The following is a 21,590-nucleotide window of genomic DNA, read 5'->3' on the forward strand; positions in this document are numbered from 1 at the left end:
AACAGTTTAAAAGTTGTTAACTTCCATTCGCTCTGTAAGGGGAAATACCATGCGTTACGCTGCTCCGGGAGAACAGGGTTCTCTGATCACTCTGCAATCGCAGTACGGCAACTTTATCAACGGCGAGTTTACTGCGCCGGTTAACGGTCACTATTTTACCAACACCTCACCGGTTAATGGCAGCGCAATCGGCGAATTCCCGCGTTCCGATCGGGCAGATGTTGATAATGCGGTCGCGGCGGCCCAGGCGGCGGCAGAGCAGTGGGGCAAGACCTCACCGCAGGCGCGCTCGCTGGTGTTACTGAAGATTGCTGACCGCCTGGAGCAGAATCTGGAATATATCGCCGTTAATGAAACCTGGGATAACGGCAAGCCGGTACGCGAAACGCTGGCCGCTGACCTGCCGCTGGCGGTGGACCATTTCCGCTATTTTGCCGGCTGTGTCCGGGCGCAGGAAGGCAGCGCCGCCGAAATCGATGAGTTCACGGCCGCCTATCACTTCCATGAACCGCTGGGCGTGGTGGGGCAGATCATTCCGTGGAACTTCCCGCTGCTAATGGCCGCCTGGAAGCTGGCACCGGCGCTGGGCGCAGGTAACTGCGTGGTGCTGAAACCGGCCGAGCAGACGCCGCTTTCCATCACGCTGTTTGTTGAGTTGATCAAAGATCTGGTCCCGCCCGGCGTCATTAACGTGGTGCACGGCTACGGTAAAGAGGCGGGCGAAGCGCTGGCATCGCATCCGGGCATTGCCAAGATCGCATTTACCGGCTCAACAGCGACCGGCGGCCATATTCTGGAGCTGGCGGCAAAAAGCCTGATCCCGTCCACGGTGGAGCTGGGCGGGAAATCACCAAATATCTTTTTCGAAGATATCATGCAGGCGGAGGAGAGCTTTATTGAGAAAGCGGCCGAGGGGGTTGTGCTCGGCTTCCTGAACCAGGGGGAAGTCTGTACCTGTCCGTCGCGCGCGCTGGTGCAGGAATCGATTTTTGAGCCCTTTATGGCGGCCGTGATGAAGCGCATCAAAACCATTAAACGTGGCGATCCGCTGGATACGGAAACCATGATTGGCGCTCAGGCGTCGCAGCAGCAGTTTGATAAGATCCTCTCTTATCTTGAGATTGCGCAGCAGGAAGGGGCGGAAGTGCTGCACGGTGGTAACGTTGAGCAGATTGGTGAAGCCTTCAGCGGCGGCTACTATATTCAGCCCACGCTGCTGAAAGGCAACAACAGCATGCGCGTATTTCAGGAAGAGATTTTCGGACCGGTGGTCGGCGTACTGACGTTTAAAGATGAAGCGGAGGCGCTGGCCATTGCTAATGATTCGATTTACGGGCTTGGCGCTGGCGTCTGGACGCGGGATATCAACCGCGCATACCGTATGGGGAGAGCAATCAAAGCCGGACGCGTCTGGACTAACTGCTACCATCTCTATCCGGCTCACGCTGCGTTTGGCGGCTATAAGAAATCGGGCATCGGGCGGGAGACGCATAAAATGATGCTGGATCACTATCAGCAAACTAAAAATCTGCTGGTGAGCTACAGCACACAGCCGCTCGGGTTCTTCTGATTTTCGTACCGGCGGTCGCTGCAGAGGCTATATTTTCATAAACCTGTCATCTTTGCAGGACAGGATATGAGAAACGCCTCTGCGCAAAGGAGAGATCATGAACGCAGGATATGATTATATGGAGCAGCACGATGAGGTGCTGGATGCGGTCGAACAGGACATTATCAGCGTCAATCTGCCCACTTATGATGCGTTGCAGCATGCGCGCCAGCAGAGTGCCGAGCGCGACGCCGCGCGGGAAATGTCGCTGCGCGCATAAGAAAGCGCTCTCAGATTAATAAAAAAATCCGCAGCCTGGTGCCGCGGATTTTTTACAGGGTCTGCTTCAGCGCTTTACTTTACGCAGGCAGAGCACTGATTGTGGATCTGCTGGAAGAAATCGTTACCTTTGTCATCGACCAGAATAAACGCCGGGAAATTTTCCACTTCAATTTTCCAGATCGCCTCCATGCCCAGTTCGGCATACTCAACGCACTCAAGGCTTTTAATACTCTGCTGCGCCAGTACCGCTGCCGGGCCGCCAATACTGCCCAGGTAGAATCCGCCATGCTTATGGCAGGCGTCAGTCACCTGTTTGCTGCGGTTACCTTTGGCCAGCATTACCATGCTGCCGCCGTGCGACTGCAGCAGATCGACATAAGAGTCCATCCGGCCTGCGGTGGTAGGGCCGAGGGAACCGGACGCGTGTCCTTCCGGCGTTTTGGCCGGACCGGCATAGTAGACCGGATGATCTTTAATGTACTGCGGCAGCCCTTCGCCATTATCGATACGCTCTTTGAGTTTGGCGTGAGCGATGTCGCGTGCCACAATAATGGTGCCGTTCAGCGACAGGCGGGTAGCCACCGGATAAGCGGAGAGCTGGGCCAGAATATCCTGCATCGGGCGATTAAGATCTACCTGCACCACTTCGCCTTCGCCCTGCTGGCGCAGCGCTTCCGGAATATAGCGTCCCGGATTATCTTCCAGCTTCTCAATCCAGATGCCATCGCGGTTGATTTTAGCTTTGATGTTACGGTCAGCAGAACAGGAGACGCCCATGCCTACCGGGCAGGAGGCACCGTGACGCGGCAGTCTGACCACGCGAATGTCGTGAGCGAAATATTTACCGCCAAACTGCGCGCCCAGTCCGAGCTGCTGCGACGCTTCCAGCAGTTCCTGCTCCAGTGCGGTATCGCGAAACGCCTGACCGTGCTCGTTGCCTTCCGTTGGCAGCGAGTCATAGTAATGCGTTGAGGCGAGCTTAACCGTTTTTAGCGTGCTCTCCGCAGAGGTGCCACCGATCACAAATGCAATATGGTAGGGCGGACAGGCAGCGGTGCCGAGCGACATCATTTTATCAATCAGGTAGTTTTTTAATTTTGCCGGCGTGATTAACGCTTTGGTTTCCTGATAGAGGTAGGTCTTGTTCGCTGAACCACCGCCTTTAGCGATGCAGAGGAACTTATACTCATCGCCATCCACGCTGTAGAGATCGATCTGGGCCGGCAGATTGGTGCCGGTATTGACCTCTTTGTACATATCCAGCGGGGCGTTCTGCGAGTAGCGCAGATTATCTTCGATATAGGTGTTATAGACGCCCTGCGACAGCGCCGCTTCATCGCCGCCGCCGGTCCAGACGCGCTGGCCTTTTTTACCCATGATAATCGCGGTGCCGGTATCCTGGCAGGTTGGCAGTACGCCTTTAGCAGCGATTTCTGAGTTACGCAGAAACTGCAGCGCGACATACTTGTCATTCTGACTCGCTTCATCATCCGCCAGAATAGCGGCAACCTGCTGCTGGTGTGAGGCGCGCAGCATAAAAGAGGCGTCATGAAACGCCTGCTGAGCCAGCAGCGTCAGCGCTTCTGGTGCGACTTTCAGCACCTCCTCGCCCTCAAAGCTGGCGACCGAAACGTGCTCGCGGCTCAGCAGGTAATATTCAGTATCATCTTTGGCGAGAGGAAAGGGGTTCTGGTAATAGAAGGGTTTGTTCGACATGTTGGCTCACTTAGCTTCGTGTTGCCCGCCTGCGCGGCGGGCGGCAAATTAGGCGATCTGTGGTGCTATTTTCTCTCGCCAGCCCGTATCAGGAGCTGACTGGCGAGCATAGTAACACTGAAACAGGCTGACGCGGCTGCGTTTTTTAACATCAAAGCAACATCATCAGAACATCATGACCATCCAGGGATAAGCGATAACCATCAGCGCCACCAGGAAGAGGGCGCCAAAGATGGTGCCAAGCCGCCAGTAATCTTTGGTCGGCAGATAGCCGCTGCCGTAATAGATAGGGCTTGGGCCGGTACCGTAAGGGGTGATAATGCCCATCACACCCAGCGAGGTACACATCATCAGGCAGAACACCGGCATATTAATGCCTGGAATTGAGGCGGCGATAGTCAGCATGGCGGGCAGCAGGGCGGTGGTATGCGCCGTGGTGCTGGCAAACAGATAGTGCAGCAGATAAAAGGCAATCAGCAGCACCACTGCGGAGACCTGAGGATCGTAACCCTGTAGCAGCACCGCCCCCTCTTTGCCCAGCCAGGCAATGAAACCGACGCGTGCCAGACCATCGGCCAGCGCCACCAGCGTGGCAAACCAGGCAAAGGTGTTCCAGGCGGCTTTATTGCTGGTGATATCACTCCAGTTAAGTACGCCGGTCCAGAGCATCAGCACAATCACCAGCAGCGCGGCCATAGCGGGCTCTATCCATGCCGTTGCGAAAATCCACATCATCAGCGCTGCGACGACAAACAGCAGCAGCAGGATCTCATTGCGCGACAGGCGGCCCAGCTTTTCCAGCTCGGCGGTCGCCCAGCGCGGTACCTCATCATTGACTTTGACTTCCGGCGGATAGAGCCAGTAAGCCAGCAGCGGCATAGTGAGAATCAGCAGGATCCCCAGCGGCAGGAAAGCGAGGAACCACATCCCCCAGCTGATATCGAAACCAATAACGCTCTTAACCAGGGCCAGTGCGAGCAGGTTAGGGGCCAGCGCAGAGAGAAACATCGAGCTGGTGATACAGGCTGCGGTAATCGCCACCCACATCAGATAAGAGCCGATTTTGCGGGCGCTGGGGTCATTAGGCTTAGAGCCATAGAGCGGCGGCAGGTTGGCAATAATCGGATAGATAGTCCCGCCGCTGCGGGCGGTGTTAGACGGCGTAAACGGCGCCAGCAGCAGGTCAGCGAAAGTAATCGCGTAGCCCAGCGTCAGACTGCGGCGACCGAGATATTTCACCAGAATCAGCGCCAGCCGGCGGCCAAACTGCGTTTTATCGTAGCCGGCTGCAAACATAAAGGCGCCAAAAATCAGCCAGACCGTAGAGTTGCCGAAGCCGCTGACTGCCCATTTGAACGACTGCGCTGCCGTTTTAAATGCCGGGTCGGCCAGCTCTGCCGGGCTAAACAGCACCCACTGGCTAAACAGCGCGATGACCACCACGCCGGTAAGCCCAATCACGGCGCCCGGCAGCGGCTCAAAAATCAGGCCGACAATAACACCGACAAAAATGGCGAAGAAGTGCCAGGCGTAGGGCTCCAGTCCGGCAGGTGCAGGCACCAGCAGCAACAGGAGTGCAACCAGTACCGGCAGGCAGAGCATCAGCAGGCGATTTTTTTTACCCGGCGCCGCAGGCGGCGCTTTGGTGGGTTCATGCGATTGCGTTGATAGGTTCATAGTTTTTGTCTGCACGTTGAGAAGAATGCGATATCAGTACCGGGTGCCTTTATACCTGGATGATCCATTTTGCGGCATCGATACAGGAAGTTCATGACGCTTGTGTTAAAGCAGAAAGCAATTTTGTTTCGCGAATTATCTAATTTATGTTGCTATGATGCGATTAATTAAAATACCTATTTTGATCCAGATCAATAAAATAGAGCGCTTATTTTTATCTGCGTTATTTTCAGTGTGTTATGACGCTTATTCAGGGCTTGCCTCACGATCTAATGCAGGATGTGAAGCGCTTTCTTTCCAATATCTGGCAGGCGCTTGATTTTTAAATCAATGAAATATATAGTTTATTTTCATGTTTTGATTTAACTTTGATTTTAATCAAGTTTTGAACGAAACTTAGCGGAACGCGTTACGCTCCCTCCTTGCTGAAAATAGGCTTTCCTTATCGGTATTTTATATAACTAATGATATAAGTTATGTAACTAAATTAAATGTTATATTTACAGCATGAAGTCGGACCACTTTAATTATTTAACCGGTCACACTGCCAGGAATTGAATTTCATTTTTGATTTTCGGAGTCGCTTATCATGAACACGCTTACCCCGCTGCTAAAACCCCTTACCTTGCCTAAAGGTGCCGTGCTGAAGAATCGTCTGGTGATGGCACCCATGACAACCTGTACCGGCTATTACGACGGTGGCGTCACCAGCGATCTGGTTGACTACTATCAGGTGCGTGCCGGCACAATCGGCACCGTCATCGTAGAGTGTGCGTTTATCGATAATCGTGGTCCGGCATTTCCTGGCGCCATCGCCATCGACAGCGACAATAAGATCCCGGGACTGGCCAGAATAGCGCATGCGATCAAATCTCAGGGTTCTAAAGCTATCCTGCAGATTTACCACGGTGGCCGCATGGTTGAGCCGGCGCTGATTGGCGGGAAAACGCCTGTCGCGCCCAGCGCCATCGCCGCGCCGCGCGAAGGGGCCACCACACCGCAGGCGCTGACCGCAGATGAAGTTGATGTCATGATCAAAAAGTTTGGTGATGCGGTGAACCGTGCCATCAAAGCGGGTTTTGATGGCGTGGAAATTCACGGTGCCAATACCTATCTTATTCAGCAGTTCTATTCGCCTAACTCCAACCAGCGCAGTGACAAATGGGGCGGCAGTCGCGATAACCGGGCGCGCTTTCCGCTGGAGGTCCTGGAAATCACGCATCAGATGGCCGATCGCTTTGCTGCCGCGGACTTTATTATCGGCTATCGCTTTTCACCGGAAGAGATTGAAGTGCCCGGTATTCGCTGGGATGACACCCTCTATCTGCTGGAGAAGCTCGCCGCGCGCGGCCTTGATTACGTGCACTTCTCCGTCGGTCAGCTGCTGCGTCCTTCCATTGTTGACACCAGCGACCCCACGCCTCTGATTACCAAATACATTGCGCAGCGTTCAGCACAGCTGGCCCGCATTCCGGTTATTGGCGTCGGCGGCGTGGTGAATAAAGAGGATGCCGAACTGGCGCTGGAATCGGGCTTCGATCTGGTTGCCGTCGGGAAAGCCTGTATCGCCTGGCCCAACTGGGCGGATCGCATTATTAACAATGAGCACCTTGAACTCTACATCGACAGTACCAAACGCGAGGAGCTGACAATTCCGGAGCCGCTCTGGCGCTTCTCGCTGGTGGACGCCATGATCCGCGACGTCAGCGACGGCCATCGCAAATATAAAGCCGGTGTGTATCAGGCGAAGGTAGAGGCGGAAGCGCTGAAGCTGAAAATCAACGTCACGCTGGATACCGATCGTATTACCGACATCGAACTGGTGCCGGATCCGGCGCTGGATGTTGACTTCACCAGTACGTTTGAAAGCCTGCGCGAGCGCATTCTGGTTGCAAACAGTCCGCACGTCGATGCGGTTACCGGGGCCACTACGCAAAGCGAGGCGCTGAAAAAAGCGGTATCGCGTGCGCTGGCAACCTCCAGCAAAGAGTATGTGATTGAGGAAGGGGGCAACCCGAACGCGCCGGTCAATTACGATGTTGTGGTCATCGGCACCGGCGGCGCAGGTCTCGCGGCGGCTATTCAGGCACATGACGACGGCGCCCGCGTGGTACTGATTGAAAAAATGCCCACCATTGGCGGAAATACCATTAAGGCGTCAGTGGGGATGAACGCCGCCGAGACGCGCTATCAGAGGCTGAAAGGCATTGAAGACAGCAAAGCGCTGTTTTATGAAGAGACGCTGAAAGGCGGTAAAGGTAAAAATAATCCGCAGCTGCTGCATGAGTTTGTCGAACGCGCGCCGGAAGCCATTGAGTGGCTGGCAGCGAAGCAGATTGAGCTCAGCGATATCACTATCACGGGCGGAATGAGCATTGACCGTACGCACCGGCCTGAAGATCGCTCAGCGGTAGGGGGCTTCCTGATCAGCGGGCTGGTGAAAAATGTTAACCAGCGCAACATTGAGGTGCTGCTTGAGACCTCAGTCGCTGAAATTCTGTGTGAAAACGGCGTGGTAACCGGGGTTAAGGTGGTGGATGAGTATAACGACAGCCGCATTCTCAACGCAAAAAGTGTGATTGTTGCCACCGGCGGCTTCAGCGCCAACCGGGAGATGGTAGTGAAATATCGCCCGGAACTGGATGGCTTTGTCACGACTAACCACGCCGGCGCCACCGGCAGCGGCATTGCGATGCTGCAGCATATTGGCGCCGGTACGGTTGATATGGGCGAGATTCAGATCCATCCCACGGTTGAACAGACCACCTCCTATCTGATTTCAGAAGCGATGCGCGGCGGCGGGGCAATTCTGGTAAGCCAGGCGGGCAAGCGTTTCTATAACGAAATGGAGACGCGCGATAAAGTCTCTGCGGAGATTATTGCGCTGCCGGAGAAAAGTGCCTGGATCATCTTCGATGAGCAGGTGCGCCGTAATAACAAAGCCGCTGATGAATATATCGCCAAAGGATTTGTCATCAGCGCACCCACGCCGCACGAGCTGGCGGTTAAGCTCAATATGGACCAGGAATCACTGCAGAGTACGCTGGGTCGCTACAATGAGTGTGTGATTAACCAGCATGACGAAGATTTTGGCCGCAAAACGGCGCTGCGCCATCCGCTGAATCAGGGGCCTTACTACGCTATTCGCGTGGCGCCTGGCGTTCATCACACCATGGGTGGCGTCACCATCAACACGGAAACCGCAGTGCTGAATGCGCAGAACCAGGCGATCACCGGCGCCTGGGCTGCCGGGGAAGTGGTCGGCGGTATTCACGGCGCCAACCGCATCGGCGGGAATGCCGTAGCGGATATTATCATCTTTGGTATCAAAGCGGGGCATAACGCCGCTAAACTCGCCTTAGGTAATTAACCTGCACCGGTGCCCGTCTGCGCGGGCACCGGTAGTAATGAGGCAACTATGGCTAACGAGGCAGGTGTCTACAGCTATTCAGCCGTTCAGATGGGATCGCCTGTGCTGCTGAAACTCTTTGAAAATAACGCCGCGCTGGCACAGCAGGTGTTTCGCCTGATTGCACAGCAGGAGAATCTGTTTACCGTCAACCGGGTGCAGTCAGAGGTCATGGCAATTAACCATGCCGCTGGCGAGCGACCGGTGGCGGTCAGTCCCGCAGTGTTTAATCTGATTCAGGTGGCCCATACGGTCAGCACGCTGCCGGACAGCGCGTTCAACTTCGCCATTGGTCCGATAGTTAAGCGCTGGAAAATTGGTTTTCAGGGTAACAGCGTGCCCGCTGCCGCTGACATCACCGCGCTGTTGCCCCTTACCAACCCGCATCAGGTCGTGCTGGACGCTGCGGCGCAGTCGGTTTATCTGCCGCAGCGCGGTATGGAGATCGATCTCGGTGCCATAGCCAAAGGCTATATTGCCGATCGGGTGCAGCAGTGGCTGCGTCAGCAGGGAGTGACGCAGGCGCTGATCAATCTTGGCGGCAATGTGCAGACGCTGGGTGCGCCCCCGCATGAACCGCAGGGGTGGCAAATTGGGCTGAAAAAGCCCTTTGCTGACGATAACGCGTTACTCGGCGTAATCGAGGTGCGGGAGAAATCAGTCGTCACGTCCGGGATCTATGAGCGTTACTTTGAACAGCAGGGGCGCTGCTGGCACCATATTTTTGACCCGCGTACCGGCTATCCGCTGGATAATGAACTGTTAAGCGTGACGGTGATAAGTGACCGCTCGCTGGATGGCGACATCTATACCACGCTACTGTATGGCATGGGCACAGAACAGGGACTGAACTGGCTCGCCAGCCAGTCCGACATCGATGCCATTTTTGTCACCCGCGATCGGCAGATCGTCTGCTCTTCACCGCGTCACTACCGATTCCGGCCAGCTGATACCACGTGGAAACTGCACTACTGACAATATTGCTGCAGCAGCGAGCGATATTCCGGCTGCAGACGATAGCGATAGACCGGACGTCCGGTGGCGCCATAGTGAATGCTGGTAAACAGAATATTGATCTGCGCCAGCCAGATGAGATATTTGCGGCAGGAGACGCGTGAAATATTCACCTCTGCAGCCAGCTCATCGGTCGAGAATTCCTGTGCGGGGTGCGCATCTATCCACTGACAGAGCGTGCGCAGCGTTTGTGGCGTCAGGCCTTTGGGCAGACGCTTATTGTCGTGATGCGTTGCCGGATTGCCGTGGATCAGCAGATCGACGTCAGATTGCTGATAGTGCTGGTGGTTATCCATCAGCGATTTTTTCTGCTGCCAGCTGGTCAGCGCCTCTTCAAAACGCGGAAACTGAAACGGCTTAATAAGATAATCCACCACCCCGTAGTGCAGCGATGTTTTGATATTTTCTGCATCAGCCGCAGAGGAGATAATAATCACTTCTGTCGGGCTTTGCGCTTTTCGCAGCTCAGGCAGCAGATCCAGGCCATTCTCCTGCTGCATATAGATATCCAGCAGCAGCAGATCGATCGGCGTGTCGCTATTGAATAAAAAATCGCGCGCCTGCTGCAGCGTTGCCGCCGTACCACAGCAGTTAAAACCGGGTACCTGACCGATAAAACTGCGGTTGAGTTCGGCAACCATGGCATCATCGTCAACCACTAAAACATTAATCATGCGGTTTAATTTCCTTTATCCCAGGGTAGCTGGACTAAAAATTGCGTGAATACGCCGGGCTCAGACTCTGCGCTGACGCTGCCGCCAAGGCTTTCCACCTGCTGCTTAAGCAGAAACAGTCCGACTCCGCGGTTCTCACCTTTGGTGGAGAAACCTTTATCAAAAATGGTCGCCAGATGCGCAGCATCAATGCCCGGTCCGTCGTCGCTCACTTCGCAGGTCAGCCAGCCGTTTTGATAATGGAGCATCAGGTGGATCTCTCCTTCGGTCTGCTCGCGCAGCGCATCAAGCGCGTTCTCGACCAGATTGCCGGTTACGGTAATCAGCGCCGCCATCTGCGCTTCGCTGCCGCTGTCTGGCAGGTAGCTGGCGTCGCTGATAGTGAGCCGGTGCCCGCAGTCTGAGGCGCGATTGATTTTACTTAACAGGATCCCCGCAATCACCGGGGATTTGATCTTATCCAGCAAAAAGCCGATCTCTGTCTGATAGTTATTGGCGGTTTTCAGGATATACGCTTCAACCTGCGCATAGTTTTTCATATGCAGCAGGCCGAGGATCACATGCAGCTTGTTCATAAACTCGTGCGAGCGTTCACGCAGGGCGTCGACATAGTTTACCATGCCGCTTAAGCGCTGCATCAGCTGGCTGATCTCAGTTTTATCCCTGAACGTACAGACCGCGCCAATAATCCGCTCCGCCGTGCGTACCGGAACGGTATTGGTCAGCAGCAGTCGGCCATTCACGTTAATCTCCTCATCGCGCCGCGCCCGTCCGCTCTGCAGCACGCTGCGCAGCTGCGGTTCGACGGCGGTGGTGTCAGCGCGCCAGCTTTCATCAGGCGCGCGCTGCGTCTGTGCTGCGTCGCTCAGCAGATGGCAAGCAGCCTGATTGATCAGCGTCACTTCATGCCGATCGTCCATCGCCACCACGCCCTCTTTGACGGAATTGAGAATGGCCTGACGCTGCTCAAACAGGGTAGAAATCTCATAAGGTTCCAGCCCGAACAGAATACGTTTCAGCACGCGCACCAGGATCAGCGTACCCAGCGCGCCCGCCAGCGCGCCGATCAGAATAGTCCAGAGGATAATCCAGCGGCTCTGGTTAATCTGATCGGTGACGGCATCCAGTGAGATACCGATAGCCACCACTCCAATCTGCTGATGCTGGGCATTGAACACCGGGGTAAAAACACGCAGTGCCCGAACCAGAGAGCCCTGATTAACAGAGACATTTTCCTGACCGCGCAGCGCAGGCTGAATATCGTTGCCGATGAAATGCTGACCAACCAGTTCCGGATTACGATGGGAGTAGCGTATGCCCGCCATATTAGTGATCGTGATAAAAAGCAGATTGTTGCTGGTCTCAACCGCTTTTGCGACCGGCTGCAGATGAGCTTCAGCGGGGGAGAGCAGCAGCGCTCGCTGAACATCTGGCGATGTGGCCAGCGTACGCGCGACGGCCATCGCTTTATCTTCCAGCTGTGACCGGGTAGAGGCACCAATCTGAAAGAAATAGAACATATGCACGGTACACAGCACCAGGACAATCACGGCGCTCAGCATCAGCGTGACCAGCGTATTAAGTTTCATTGTCCGCCGGCGCATCGGCGTAGCAGGGACTGAAGGCGTCATGGTGGCGTTCACTTAGCGGAAAAGGGGCCTATTATGACGGATAATGGCGGCGCGGTTGCGGAAAATATAACAGGCCACTCTGAATAATGGCCTGCAGATAAGACGGTATGCAGAACTTAAGCGGTTTTCACACGACTGGCGAAGCTTTTACGCAGCTTCTGCAGTTTAGGCGGGATGACTGCCATGCAGTAGCCGTTGCGCTGACCCGCACCTTCCCAGTAGTCCTGATGGTAGGCTTCCGCCGGATACCAGGTTTTGAGCGGTTCTACGGTTGTCACCACCGGCACATCATGATCTTCCTGCGCGCGCGCAATGGCTGCAATCGCTTCTGCTTCCTGTTCAGCATTAGCAGGGAAAATCGCTGAGCGGTACTGCGTTCCGATATCATTTCCCTGACGATTAAGCTGGGTAGGATCGTGCGTGGCAAAACTAATATCCAGCAGATCGCCGTAGCTTATCTGCGCCGGATCAAACCCGATACGGATAGCTTCAGCATGACCGGTTGCCCCGCTGCATACCTGCTCATAAGTCGGATCAGGGCGCTCCCCGCCGGTATAGCCGCTTTCAACCGATTCAACACCAATTACATCTTTAAAAACGGCTTCGGTACACCAGAAACAGCCGCCCGCAACGATCGCATATTCGGTTGCCATTACATTTACTCCTGTCAGGTCGAAAGCTTAAGAGTGCGGGTGAACGGAGCGGAATTCAACCCGATAATCGCAGACCGCACAGGCTGTTCAGGTAAAACGTACTCAGCTGTCCGGGGCGGACTGGCTGAGCAGAGCCTGGAGTCGTGCCGTCAGCTGCTCAAGACTATATTTTGTTGCCTGCCGGACGACCTCTTCGCTTTCGCCGGAAAAACGCTGACAACAGGTCTGAATAGTGCCATCAGGCAGGCCCCAGGCAAACCAGACGGTGCCGGCTGGTGTACCATCCTCGCCGCCATCTGGTCCGGCATAACCGCTCACTGCAATGCTGCTATCGTCGCCGGAAAGCGTTTTTGCGCCTGCGGCCATTTCACGCACGGCGGCTTCGCTGACGGCGCTGTCACGTGCCAGCGTCTCTTCACTGACGTTCAGCACCCGATGTTTCGCCTGATCGGTATAAGTAATAAAGCCGCTGCTGTAAAACTGGCTGCTCTGGCCGACGGCCGCGAGGGTAGAGCCGACCCAGCCTGAAGTACAGGATTCTGCGGTGGTGACAGTCAGTTTTCTTTCAAGCAGAAGATCGCCCAGAATAGTTGCCGTTTCGATTAATTCCTGATTCATATATGCATCCCGATTTATTATTTAAATGTCAGTCAGCCACGCTTCGATTAAATAAACGTTGCCGGATGATAATTATTATAGATGGTGAGTCCGTTTTATCTGGTTAATATGAACTCAGCAGAAGAATATATTAAGCGGGGCGGGTCAATCCGAAGGGGTTGCTTATTAATCAGGCAGGGGTTCTGTCGTATGGTAATTACAGATTCTGCATTGAAATATAAGCGTAGCGGGGCAAGGGCAGGGCGATAAATAACAGATCTGGCAAAGGGATAAATATCGTATGGCGCAATGCCGCCAGGCGTGTAGCTATAACGGACGACATTTGCCAGTAGTGGTCTATACTGAAACCTGAGAACCTGGCGCAAGCTCACATTCTCAGGAGGTAAAGTATGAAAAATGAGTATCCGGTTATTGGGGAAGCCGCCTGGGCGTTAATGATGCGCCGTGCAGATGTGACCCTGGCATCCCTCACGGCTGAACTGCATCAGATGGCTTGCCGCGAAACAGATGCGGTGCGCGACAGCCAGATCCATGAGGCGCAGCAGTGGCTGCTGGACTATCGCTCTACAGAGCAGGCCGACCGTCGTTCTGATTCGCCGTTAAAAGCGCTGTCAGAGCGATCGGATAGCGTTACCGTTGCCGGCACCGGTAACGGTGCACGCCGCCATTAAGCTCCCTGCTCATCGTCAGCCTGTGGCGGCGATGAGCGCACTTCCCGCTGATCTCCCGTCTGAAAATGTGCGTAAATTTGTCTCAATCCTCATCTGATAGCACTTTTTGCAAAAAAAACTTACCTCACCATTCATTATTCTCTGTACAAGTTTTTTGGAAATCCTGTACAACAGGTTAGATTTCCACTTTTTATTGTTAATTTTAACATTTTACGGGAGTCACTTATGCGCCAGAACGGATATGCTCCGAACTCAGTTGAGGCGATTGCCAACTACTTTAGTAAAGCATCGCTGCCGTCTCAGCAGGAAACGCTGGGACAGATTGTCGTGGAGATTCTGCGTGAAGGCCGCAACCTGAATCGCAAATCCATTTGCACTAAGCTGTTACGTCGCCTTGAACTGGCAACAGAAGCAGAAGAAGAGCAGCATTATCATCAGCTTATCGGCTTGCTGTTTGAGCGGGAAAGCTAATACCAGATTTACGACCGGGTTATATTCAGACTAAGTAAACAGGGAAGAGTGCACAACCTCATGTATAACCTGTGACCAGCTGTATCGCGCCACGCACTGCGTGGCGCTGTTTTACTGTCGTACTTCATCTTGAAGTGGCGGCAAACAGAGATTCACTATGAAGATGAGCAAACACCAGAAGAGTATAGACGAAATCATCGGTGAAGCTGCCCTGACGCTGCTTCAGCGCTCCGGGCCTGTTAATACCCACGCGCTGATGGCAGAGCTGCAGAATATGCAGATGCAGGCCACCGATGAAGAGTATCGCACCGCAATCAGCATGGCCCTGAAAGAGGTCCGGACCAGCATTTCTCTTGGTCAGCAACAACGAAACGAACCGGAAAAAGATAACGTTCATCCCCTGTTTGGCAATGACCAGTCATCCGGCAATAGCCGTAAACATTAATCCAGCCCGATAAGGTATACTGCGGCCTTATCTTTAACAGTTTGAGACGGAAAATGGCAGATTTTCAAAACTTATACAATGTGCTGCCTGATAATGAGCTGGCTGCGCATTTTCGCGATGCCGGCCATGCGTTAAGCGATGAGTCACAGGTGCTGGATGGGGTAATACGCAGCATCCTTGCTACTGAGGGACGAGTGACTAATAAGTCGATTATTCTTTACCTGATTATGGCGCTGGAATCGGCCAGTGGCAGCGCTGAAGCTGACGTTCTGCGTCGCACACTGGAAATTGTTGTTGGCTATACGCCAGACGATGCCTGACCACGCTTTCTGCTCTTCCATCCGTGAAGAGCTTCTTCCATTTTCCTTTCAATCCTGCTCATGCGTTTCTTTTTTTTCTGTACACTTTTAGCTGAGTTGTACAGTTAATTAAAAGCAGCGCGCTTAATTAACGTCATTCAGTTTAAAGTTGTACATCTGCCTGATTAACGCTGAAATAGCTATTCGGTTGCTTAACGGCTCAGGCTCACTCCAGGAACATTTACCGTGACCTGACGAACCGGGCGCGCATTCAGACGCTTACTTCTGCCGGACTTAATTTTTTGTAGCCAGCTTTGCAACTGTTTTATCTCTTCCTGCGCGGCAGATTCATTGCTGACATTGCAGATAAAGAGCTGGCTGAGCGTCTGATGCTCTGCTGCAGTAGCGTAGATTTCAAAGCGGCCATCGCGCTGCTGTAATTCTACGCTGGTAAAGTGCAAATGCTCCCATTGCTGTAACCGTGTTTTAAATCGAGCGAAATCCATAAAAGTTCCTTAACTTCTTATAGTGATTATTGGTACTAACGTGACTAAAGGAACATAGACCAGAATCAGAAAAACGCCAGAATAAAAAAATAAAAATTTTAACGTGCTGAGTTTGCTGCGTTAATTAACGCGATTTTACCGTCTCGCTTATTATTTTTGCGCCTGAGGCTGGCTTACGCCGTTAAAAAAATTGCTTTTAAGATGAAAAAACCGCCCGAAGGCGGTCAGAAGGAGGGGCGTCTATTCAGGCTGCTTATCACCCGATTCTGGCGCACTGCCCGCATCATCATCAGGCAGTTCAGGCTCATCTTTACCAGGCTGATAACCTGCGTGAGCACGCTGTAGAGGTTTATGATGCATTGATCTCTCCTTACGGGTTACGTCTGTGGCTTTTCACTACCCAGTTCAGCACCGGTTTCCGGATTAACATCAGGATTCGAGGCGGTTCTGGTGGCCATAGCCTTCAGCGCTGCCGCTTCATCCGCAGAGAGCACCACTGAGGCGTGACCATCGCCGCCATCTACGGCAGGCTGAGGATCGGCGACATAGTTGAAGTTCTCATCTGAATTCCAGCTGCCGCGTACATCATCCCCGTCAGACATACTGAAATAAGTATGCGCATACTCTTCGATTGGCGGCAGTTTACCCGGTGGAAAGTTATTGCGGATAGAGTAGAGCGCCTTTTCAAAAGAGAGCTGGTGGGCGGCTTCACGCGTCATCAGAAAGCCCAGTGCATCTTTTACGCCGACGTCATCAGTCACATTAATCAGGCGTTCATAAATAATCTTAGCGCGTGACTCCGCGGCGATATTGGAGCGCAAATCCGCCGTCACTTCGCCAATAGTATCGATATACGCTGCGGTCCATGGCACGCCACCTGAGTTTGTCAGTGGCGGGCCGCCACCATAGAGAATAGAGGTAAGATGACTGTCATTACCCGCACCGGTAATAGAGCGATAAAGTTCGCCCTCCGCTTCCGTGCCTTCAGCCAGCTTGCCTTTGGCTCCTTTATTAAGCATACCTACCAGCGAACCGATAATTTCAAGATGGCTCAGCTCTTCGGTCGCAATGTCCATCAGCATGTCACGGCGTCCGAGATCGTCATCTCCCAGACCCTGAGTAAAATAGCGCATGGCAGCTGCCAGTTCGCCCTGCGGGCCGCCAAACTGCTCCAGAAGCAGATTAGCCAGTCCGGGATTCGGTTCACTTACCCTGACGGTGTACTGCAATTTTTTAACGTGTCGAAACATGGCTCACCTCAGTGTTAACAGTCAGGCCGATAGGCTGGCCTTTGTAATAATGCGTTACTGCTGTTCCGCAATGGTTGTGAGTTTTTCATCGGTAGATTTTTCTTCAGCCAGCGTTTCTGCCAGCAGACTGGCGGCCTGATCGAGGCCCAGCTTTTTGGCCATGGCCACCAGCGTGCCGTAGGTGGCAATTTCGTAGTGTTCAACTTTCTGCGCCGCGCCTATCAGGCCAGCATCACGCACCGGGCCCGCTTCGGTCGCGTCAATCAGCTCCTGCGCTTCCTCTACCAGACCTTCCAGCGCATGGCACTTCATGCGTTTAATGCGTAATTCTTCGTGCGCTTCCACTGCCTGATCAAGACGATCAATTTGTCCCTGGGTCTCTTCCAGATGTTGTTTAAAAGCTGCTTTAAGCGTTTCATCAGAAGCTGCACGCGCCATTTTGGGCAGCGCGCGGGTAATCTGTTTTTCTGCACTATAAACATCTGAAAGATCGTGAATAAAAAGGTCGAGCAAAGATTCAACTTTCATAAGCGTTCTCCATGCAGTAATAAACAGCAAAGCAGACGTCGAATGACGTATGTAGTTTATTCATTAATATGAGATTTCAGACAGCAGAGGTTAGCGTTCTCTGATGCGGAATAGTCATTAAACGCGCAATCACTGCACCGCAGGGGTCATCCCTGAAATAAGCTGTCAGGCGCCGCGATTGCCGCTCTGACTCCCTTTCTTGCCAGCGTCAGACGCCTTTTCACGGTCGTTGCCGAAACTTCCGCCGCTATGCTGTCCGCCTTTTTTACCCGCTTCAGATGCCCGCTGTTTGTCGTCTGCGAAATTACCTGAACCGCCTCGATGTTGAGTCATAATATATTTCCTCTTCATGAGTTGATAATGACATGATCTGAATGACCAATCATGTGCGAGCTGCGTATTTAATAGTAATCGCGTTTCTTTAATCTGCAAGCGGGACGGTTTGATTATGTGCTCATAAGAATTATCTGCAGAGTCTGATTTTGTAGTCTTTATTATATTTAAGCGCAGCGACAATTAACGCATCGCTTAAATATATTTATGCGCTTCGGTTAACAATTAATTTATTGAAGCATCAGATGAATATTGTCGGCGGGCTGATTCGCAGCATGTTGTTTTCTCGATTAAGGTTAGTTATTACCCTGTAACGAGGAGAAGAGGTGATGACCGACTCTGTGACCACGGCTGAACTGGAACTGCTTGATCGCTACTGGCGAGCAGCGAACTATCTGTCTGTGGGCCAAATCTACCTGATGGCGAATCCGCTGCTGCGTGAAACGTTGCTGCCTGAGCACATTAAACCAAGATTGCTGGGACACTGGGGGACCACGCCCGGACTCAACTTTATCTATGCCCACCTCAACCGCGTTATTCGCCAGCGCAACGCTGACCTGCTTTACGTCTGCGGCCCCGGGCATGGCGGCCCCGGTATGGTGGCCAATAGCTGGCTGGAGGGAACCTACAGTGAAATCTACCCGCAGGTCAGTGAAGATGAGCAGGGTATGCAGCGTCTGTTCAAACAGTTCTCTTTTCCCGGCGGCATTCCGAGCCATGCGGCGCCTGAAACGCCAGGCTCAATCAATGAAGGGGGAGAGCTGGGCTATTCGCTCTCGCACGCTTTTGGCGCCGCATTCGATCATCCGGATTTAATTGTGCCCTGCGTTATTGGTGACGGTGAAGCAGAGACCGGTCCGCTGGCCGCCAGCTGGCACGGGATCCATTTTCTTAATCCGCAGCGTGACGGGGCCGTATTGCCTGTTCTTCACCTCAATGGCTACAAGATCGCTAATCCGACGCTGCTGGGGCGCACCAGCGACGAAGATTTGCAGCAGCTCTTCAGCGGGTATGGCTATGAGCCGCTCTTTGTCTGTGGCGATGATCCACAGCGCATGCATCAGGAGATGGCCACTACGCTGGATCGCGCTTTTGATACTATCGCATCCATCCAGCAGCGGGCGCGCAGTGGCACCCATAGTGAAGAGATACCGCGCTGGCCGATGATCGTGCTGCGCACGCCAAAAGGCTGGACAGGACCCAAAGAGGTTGATGGCAAAAGGGTCGAAGGATTCTGGCGCGCGCATCAGGTGCCGGTCGCCGGATGCCGCGAGGATGAGGCGCACAGGCAGATCCTCGAAGCGTGGCTGCGCAGTTATCAGCCTGAAACGCTGTTTGACGCCAGTGGACGTTTAAACGCTGAACTACGGGCGCTGGCTCCGGCGGGTGATAAACGGATGAGTGCGACCCCTTACGCCAACGGCGGGCGGCTGCGGCGGCCGCTTGCCACGCCTGATATCCGGCAGTTTGCGCTCGGGCTCAGCGCACCGGGCGCAGAGCAGGGCGAAGCGACGCATCAGTTTGGCCTCTATCTGCGCGAAATTTTTCGCCTCAATAGCGATAATTTCCGTCTTTTTGGTCCGGATGAGACCGCTTCAAACCGGTTGTCGCCGGTATTTGACGCCACCAGCCGCAGCTGGATGGCGCCGCTGGAGCCGTGGGATGAACAGCTGGGACGCGACGGACGCGTGATGGAGATTCTGAGCGAGCATCAATGTCAGGGCTGGCTGGAGGGCTATCTGCTTACCGGGCGTCACGGCCTGTTCAACTGCTATGAAGCGTTTATTCATATTGTCGACTCCATGTTTAACCAGCACGCTAAATGGCTGAAAGTGTCGCGCAAACTGCCGTGGCGGCAGCCAGTCTCTTCCCTGAATTATCTGCTTTCGTCTCACGTCTGGCGTCAGGATCATAACGGCTACAGCCATCAGGACCCTGGTTTTCTCGATCACGTTGTGAACAAAAAGGCAGACATAGTGCGCGTCTGGCTGCCGCCTGATGCCAACTGCCTGCTCTGGACGGGCGATCACTGTCTGCGTACCTGGGATCGCATCAATGTCATCGTGGCGGGTAAGCAGCCCTCACCACAGTGGCTCAATATCGATAGCGCGATTGCGCACTGTGAAGCGGGCATGGGCATCTGGCAGTGGGCCAGCTGCACAGATGAACCTGACGTGGTGATGGCGTGTGCAGGCGATGTACCGACTATGGAAACGCTGGCGGCGGTCGATCTGCTGCGGGAGTTACTGCCGTCGCTGCGCGTGCGCGTAGTAAACGTTGTTGATCTGATGGCGCTGCAGAGTGATGAGCAGCATCCGCATGGCAAAAGCGAGGCGGAGTTTGAGCACCTGTTTACCGCTGACAAGCCGGTAATCTTTGCCTTCCACGGCTATCCGGGGCTGATCCATCGTCTGACTTATCAGCGTAATAATCATCGTAATTTTCACGTGCATGGATTTAACGAAGAGGGCACTACCACCACGCCTTTTGATATGACCGTGCTGAACCGGCTCGATCGCTATCATCTGGCGCAGGCTGCGCTGCTGCATGTGCCCGGCGTGGCTGAAGATCATCCGGATCTGCTGGACGATCTGCAGGCGCGTCTTGCGGCGCATCACGCCTGGGTGCGGGAGTATGGTGAAGATGTGCCTGAGGTACGCAACTGGCGCTGGCGGGCCGCTGCGTCCTCAGCGTCATCTCTCAGGGGTGTTTAGGCGGCATACGGCGGCGCTGATAGCGTTTTTTTCCCAGAGCCAGCGCGGAGGCGCTGGCCGGGTCGAACAGGGAGAGGCTCTCAATCTGATCAACCATCAGCACCTTACGAAAATCGAGGGCGCTTTTCGGTGAGGAGAGGAAACTGATCTCATGCTCGTGATACCAGCGGCTATAGTTGTGCTCAATCGCAAGATTCAGCGTGCGCGCATCGCGATAGCCGCTCAGCATCGGGATCATCACGATATTTGCCGTGCCGGGAAATTCAAACGTGGCGGCGTGGATCATGCCAATGTAAATCCGGCGGGACTTCAGCGTAACCCATGCCAGTTCACCCTCTTCCATGCAGTGCAGCAGCAGCTGTTCAATACCGTTAGAACGCGAGAGGCGCTGATATAACTCTTTACGGCTGCCGGGTGTCAGGCGGGCGCTGCCGGCCCAGTTGGAGCGGTAAACACAAAATATCACCGCAAAGGTCAGCATAATGACCACCGGTGCCTGGATGCCCAGAAAGCTCCAGGTCATAAAATCGACGTGCCAGTTAGCATGATGTTCAGCACTCAGGCCGAACGTGTTATTCGCAAACGAGGCGCCCAGCAGCAGGAGCCAGACAATAGCCGTTGCCAGCACCCCTTGTACAACAAAAATGCAGCCGTAAAGGGCAATCAGAAAATAGACGTCCCAGCCGAATGAGCGCTTTATTTTTAGCCGGCTGGACATATCGCGGCTGGTATACCAGTAACCGCATACCATCAGAACCATGAAAATCGCCGTGCCCATTTAAATTTCCTTCAGAGTTGAAACGTGTTCAGCAAAATCTTTATGGACTTCAGGACTGAGCGGGTTGACCGAGGCGTTGCCATCTTCATCGATTATAATTCTGTCACCATCCTCCATCGACTCAGTGATATCCTGTTGTGTCATGACCTGCAGTAAGGATTCAGGGCTGCTGAACAGCGAGCATAAAAAACGTTTCATGACGGGCGTAAATCCTTTCAGTATTAAAAGTTAAGTCTGGAGCAAAACCGGGAAAGTAAAACGACTTTAAGAGTTGTCTGCGGCAGGAGAAACAGCAAGCGTAACGGCAGATTAAAGCGAGGAGAGTGAGAAGAGAGCGAAGAGGTGAACTGCAGCGCATCCCTGTGCTGCTGG

At 53.7% G+C, this 21,590-nt stretch carries 21 protein-coding genes; 9 read left to right on the forward strand and 12 right to left on the reverse strand.

Going from position 1 to position 21,590, the window contains the following annotated elements:
* The first annotated feature begins 49 nt into the window (after nucleotides 1–49).
* Nucleotides 50–1,570 carry an aldehyde dehydrogenase family protein gene (locus tag B4056_RS06375; RefSeq protein ID WP_039383936.1) on the forward strand — a complete coding sequence of 507 codons (1,521 nt, stop codon included), beginning with the start codon at nucleotides 50–52 and terminating at the stop codon, nucleotides 1,568–1,570.
* Nucleotides 1,571–1,667: 97 nt separating this feature from the next.
* A complete protein-coding gene (locus B4056_RS06380; protein ID WP_158086449.1) occupies nucleotides 1,668–1,829 on the forward strand; it encodes a hypothetical protein in 162 nt (53 codons plus the stop codon).
* Between the two features lie 74 nt (nucleotides 1,830–1,903).
* Here B4056_RS06380 and fumA read toward each other — a convergent pair whose 3' ends face one another.
* Both fumA and B4056_RS06390 read right to left on the reverse strand, forming a co-directional pair.
* Nucleotides 1,904–3,547: a class I fumarate hydratase FumA gene (gene fumA, locus B4056_RS06385; protein ID WP_094111803.1), complete on the reverse strand. Its 1,644-nt coding sequence runs from the start codon at nucleotides 3,545–3,547 to the stop codon at nucleotides 1,904–1,906.
* Between the two features lie 165 nt (nucleotides 3,548–3,712).
* Entirely contained in the window at nucleotides 3,713–5,224 is a 1,512-nt protein-coding gene (locus B4056_RS06390) for an anion permease (RefSeq protein WP_094111802.1), read from the reverse strand.
* Nucleotides 5,225–5,813: 589 nt separating this feature from the next.
* Between B4056_RS06390 and B4056_RS06395 the strand changes: the two genes are divergently transcribed.
* Together B4056_RS06395 and B4056_RS06400 are read left to right on the forward strand one after the other, a co-directional pair.
* A complete protein-coding gene (locus B4056_RS06395) occupies nucleotides 5,814–8,594 on the forward strand; it encodes a flavocytochrome c (RefSeq protein WP_288654137.1) in 2,781 nt (926 codons plus the stop codon).
* A gap of 48 nt (nucleotides 8,595–8,642) precedes the next feature.
* Nucleotides 8,643–9,608 (forward strand): FAD:protein FMN transferase, encoded by a 966-nt coding sequence (locus B4056_RS06400; protein ID WP_071668757.1) that lies wholly within the window; start codon nucleotides 8,643–8,645, stop codon nucleotides 9,606–9,608.
* On the opposite strand, the gene dcuR is transcribed toward B4056_RS06400, so the two are convergent.
* The 4 genes from dcuR to B4056_RS06420 all read right to left on the reverse strand — a co-directional run bounded on the left by dcuR (nucleotide 9,602) and on the right by B4056_RS06420 (nucleotide 13,223).
* A complete protein-coding gene (gene dcuR, locus B4056_RS06405; protein WP_039383949.1) occupies nucleotides 9,602–10,321 on the reverse strand; it encodes a two-component system response regulator DcuR in 720 nt (239 codons plus the stop codon). The genes B4056_RS06400 and dcuR overlap by 7 nt on opposite strands.
* Before the next feature lie 5 nt (nucleotides 10,322–10,326).
* Entirely contained in the window at nucleotides 10,327–11,952 is a 1,626-nt protein-coding gene (locus B4056_RS06410) for a sensor histidine kinase (protein ID WP_039383951.1), read from the reverse strand.
* A gap of 116 nt (nucleotides 11,953–12,068) precedes the next feature.
* Nucleotides 12,069–12,605 carry a peptide-methionine (S)-S-oxide reductase MsrA gene (gene msrA / locus B4056_RS06415; protein WP_039383953.1) on the reverse strand — a complete coding sequence of 179 codons (537 nt, stop codon included), beginning with the start codon at nucleotides 12,603–12,605 and terminating at the stop codon, nucleotides 12,069–12,071.
* Nucleotides 12,606–12,707: 102 nt separating this feature from the next.
* Nucleotides 12,708–13,223 carry a CinA family protein gene (locus B4056_RS06420; protein WP_094111799.1) on the reverse strand — a complete coding sequence of 172 codons (516 nt, stop codon included), beginning with the start codon at nucleotides 13,221–13,223 and terminating at the stop codon, nucleotides 12,708–12,710.
* 389 nt (nucleotides 13,224–13,612) lie between these two features.
* Between B4056_RS06420 and B4056_RS06425 the strand changes: the two genes are divergently transcribed.
* From B4056_RS06425 to B4056_RS06440, 4 genes are all read left to right on the forward strand, one after another.
* Nucleotides 13,613–13,894 carry a hypothetical protein gene (locus B4056_RS06425; RefSeq protein ID WP_094111798.1) on the forward strand — a complete coding sequence of 94 codons (282 nt, stop codon included), beginning with the start codon at nucleotides 13,613–13,615 and terminating at the stop codon, nucleotides 13,892–13,894.
* 225 nt (nucleotides 13,895–14,119) lie between these two features.
* On the forward strand, nucleotides 14,120–14,365 hold the full coding sequence (gene ycgZ / locus B4056_RS06430; protein WP_039383960.1) for a regulatory protein YcgZ: 246 nt from the start codon (nucleotides 14,120–14,122) through the stop codon (nucleotides 14,363–14,365).
* 157 nt (nucleotides 14,366–14,522) lie between these two features.
* Nucleotides 14,523–14,810: a hypothetical protein gene (locus tag B4056_RS06435; RefSeq protein ID WP_039383963.1), complete on the forward strand. Its 288-nt coding sequence runs from the start codon at nucleotides 14,523–14,525 to the stop codon at nucleotides 14,808–14,810.
* Nucleotides 14,811–14,863: 53 nt separating this feature from the next.
* Nucleotides 14,864–15,130: a biofilm development regulator YmgB/AriR family protein gene (locus tag B4056_RS06440; protein ID WP_039383965.1), complete on the forward strand. Its 267-nt coding sequence runs from the start codon at nucleotides 14,864–14,866 to the stop codon at nucleotides 15,128–15,130.
* A 191-nt stretch (nucleotides 15,131–15,321) separates the two neighbouring features.
* On the opposite strand, the gene B4056_RS06445 is transcribed toward B4056_RS06440, so the two are convergent.
* From B4056_RS06445 to B4056_RS06460, 4 genes are all read right to left on the reverse strand, one after another.
* Entirely contained in the window at nucleotides 15,322–15,615 is a 294-nt protein-coding gene (locus B4056_RS06445) for a hypothetical protein (RefSeq protein ID WP_052246483.1), read from the reverse strand.
* 377 nt (nucleotides 15,616–15,992) lie between these two features.
* A complete protein-coding gene (locus B4056_RS06450; protein ID WP_039383967.1) occupies nucleotides 15,993–16,865 on the reverse strand; it encodes a manganese catalase family protein in 873 nt (290 codons plus the stop codon).
* Nucleotides 16,866–16,919: 54 nt separating this feature from the next.
* Nucleotides 16,920–17,393 carry a ferritin-like domain-containing protein gene (locus tag B4056_RS06455; protein ID WP_039383968.1) on the reverse strand — a complete coding sequence of 158 codons (474 nt, stop codon included), beginning with the start codon at nucleotides 17,391–17,393 and terminating at the stop codon, nucleotides 16,920–16,922.
* A gap of 165 nt (nucleotides 17,394–17,558) precedes the next feature.
* A complete protein-coding gene (locus B4056_RS06460) occupies nucleotides 17,559–17,726 on the reverse strand; it encodes a general stress protein (protein ID WP_094111797.1) in 168 nt (55 codons plus the stop codon).
* Nucleotides 17,727–18,055: 329 nt separating this feature from the next.
* Here B4056_RS06460 and B4056_RS06465 point away from each other — a divergent pair, with 329 nt between their 5' ends.
* Nucleotides 18,056–20,440, forward strand: a complete 2,385-nt coding sequence (locus tag B4056_RS06465; RefSeq protein WP_094111796.1) for a phosphoketolase family protein — start codon at nucleotides 18,056–18,058, stop codon at nucleotides 20,438–20,440.
* On the opposite strand, the gene B4056_RS06470 is transcribed toward B4056_RS06465, so the two are convergent.
* Nucleotides 20,427–21,218, reverse strand: a complete 792-nt coding sequence (locus B4056_RS06470; protein ID WP_039383973.1) for a hypothetical protein — start codon at nucleotides 21,216–21,218, stop codon at nucleotides 20,427–20,429. The genes B4056_RS06465 and B4056_RS06470 overlap by 14 nt on opposite strands.
* On the reverse strand, nucleotides 21,219–21,416 hold the full coding sequence (locus B4056_RS06475) for a hypothetical protein (RefSeq protein WP_094111795.1): 198 nt from the start codon (nucleotides 21,414–21,416) through the stop codon (nucleotides 21,219–21,221). It lies immediately after the preceding gene.
* Between the last annotated feature and the right edge of the window lie 174 nt (nucleotides 21,417–21,590).

It is taken from the genome of Pantoea sp. UBA7232 (genome assembly GCF_002473195.1).
GTDB lineage: Bacteria > Pseudomonadota > Gammaproteobacteria > Enterobacterales > Enterobacteriaceae > Pantoea > Pantoea eucrina.

Bases quoted from the DNA above. Each gene is read 5' to 3' on its own strand.
- B4056_RS06420 (WP_094111799.1), bottom strand. From the start codon at position 13,223: ATGAATCAGGAATTAATCGAAACGGCAACTATTCTGGGCGATCTTCTG.
- B4056_RS06460 (WP_094111797.1), bottom strand. From the start codon at position 17,726: ATGACTCAACATCGAGGCGGTTCAGGTAATTTCGCAGACGACAAACAG.
- B4056_RS06455 (WP_039383968.1), bottom strand. From the start codon at position 17,393: ATGAAAGTTGAATCTTTGCTCGACCTTTTTATTCACGATCTTTCAGAT.
- B4056_RS06380 (WP_158086449.1), top strand. From the start codon at position 1,668: ATGAACGCAGGATATGATTATATGGAGCAGCACGATGAGGTGCTGGAT.
- B4056_RS06410 (WP_039383951.1), bottom strand. From the start codon at position 11,952: ATGACGCCTTCAGTCCCTGCTACGCCGATGCGCCGGCGGACAATGAAA.
- B4056_RS06395 (WP_288654137.1), top strand. From the start codon at position 5,814: ATGAACACGCTTACCCCGCTGCTAAAACCCCTTACCTTGCCTAAAGGT.
- B4056_RS06425 (WP_094111798.1), top strand. From the start codon at position 13,613: ATGAAAAATGAGTATCCGGTTATTGGGGAAGCCGCCTGGGCGTTAATG.
- B4056_RS06465 (WP_094111796.1), top strand. From the start codon at position 18,056: ATGACCGACTCTGTGACCACGGCTGAACTGGAACTGCTTGATCGCTAC.
- B4056_RS06375 (WP_039383936.1), top strand. From the start codon at position 50: ATGCGTTACGCTGCTCCGGGAGAACAGGGTTCTCTGATCACTCTGCAA.
- B4056_RS06450 (WP_039383967.1), bottom strand. From the start codon at position 16,865: ATGTTTCGACACGTTAAAAAATTGCAGTACACCGTCAGGGTAAGTGAA.
- ycgZ (WP_039383960.1), top strand. From the start codon at position 14,120: ATGCGCCAGAACGGATATGCTCCGAACTCAGTTGAGGCGATTGCCAAC.
- fumA (WP_094111803.1), bottom strand. From the start codon at position 3,547: ATGTCGAACAAACCCTTCTATTACCAGAACCCCTTTCCTCTCGCCAAA.
- dcuR (WP_039383949.1), bottom strand. From the start codon at position 10,321: ATGATTAATGTTTTAGTGGTTGACGATGATGCCATGGTTGCCGAACTC.
- B4056_RS06475 (WP_094111795.1), bottom strand. From the start codon at position 21,416: ATGAAACGTTTTTTATGCTCGCTGTTCAGCAGCCCTGAATCCTTACTG.
- msrA (WP_039383953.1), bottom strand. From the start codon at position 12,605: ATGGCAACCGAATATGCGATCGTTGCGGGCGGCTGTTTCTGGTGTACC.
- B4056_RS06470 (WP_039383973.1), bottom strand. From the start codon at position 21,218: ATGGGCACGGCGATTTTCATGGTTCTGATGGTATGCGGTTACTGGTAT.
- B4056_RS06435 (WP_039383963.1), top strand. From the start codon at position 14,523: ATGAAGATGAGCAAACACCAGAAGAGTATAGACGAAATCATCGGTGAA.
- B4056_RS06390 (WP_094111802.1), bottom strand. From the start codon at position 5,224: ATGAACCTATCAACGCAATCGCATGAACCCACCAAAGCGCCGCCTGCG.
- B4056_RS06440 (WP_039383965.1), top strand. From the start codon at position 14,864: ATGGCAGATTTTCAAAACTTATACAATGTGCTGCCTGATAATGAGCTG.
- B4056_RS06400 (WP_071668757.1), top strand. From the start codon at position 8,643: ATGGCTAACGAGGCAGGTGTCTACAGCTATTCAGCCGTTCAGATGGGA.
- B4056_RS06445 (WP_052246483.1), bottom strand. From the start codon at position 15,615: ATGGATTTCGCTCGATTTAAAACACGGTTACAGCAATGGGAGCATTTG.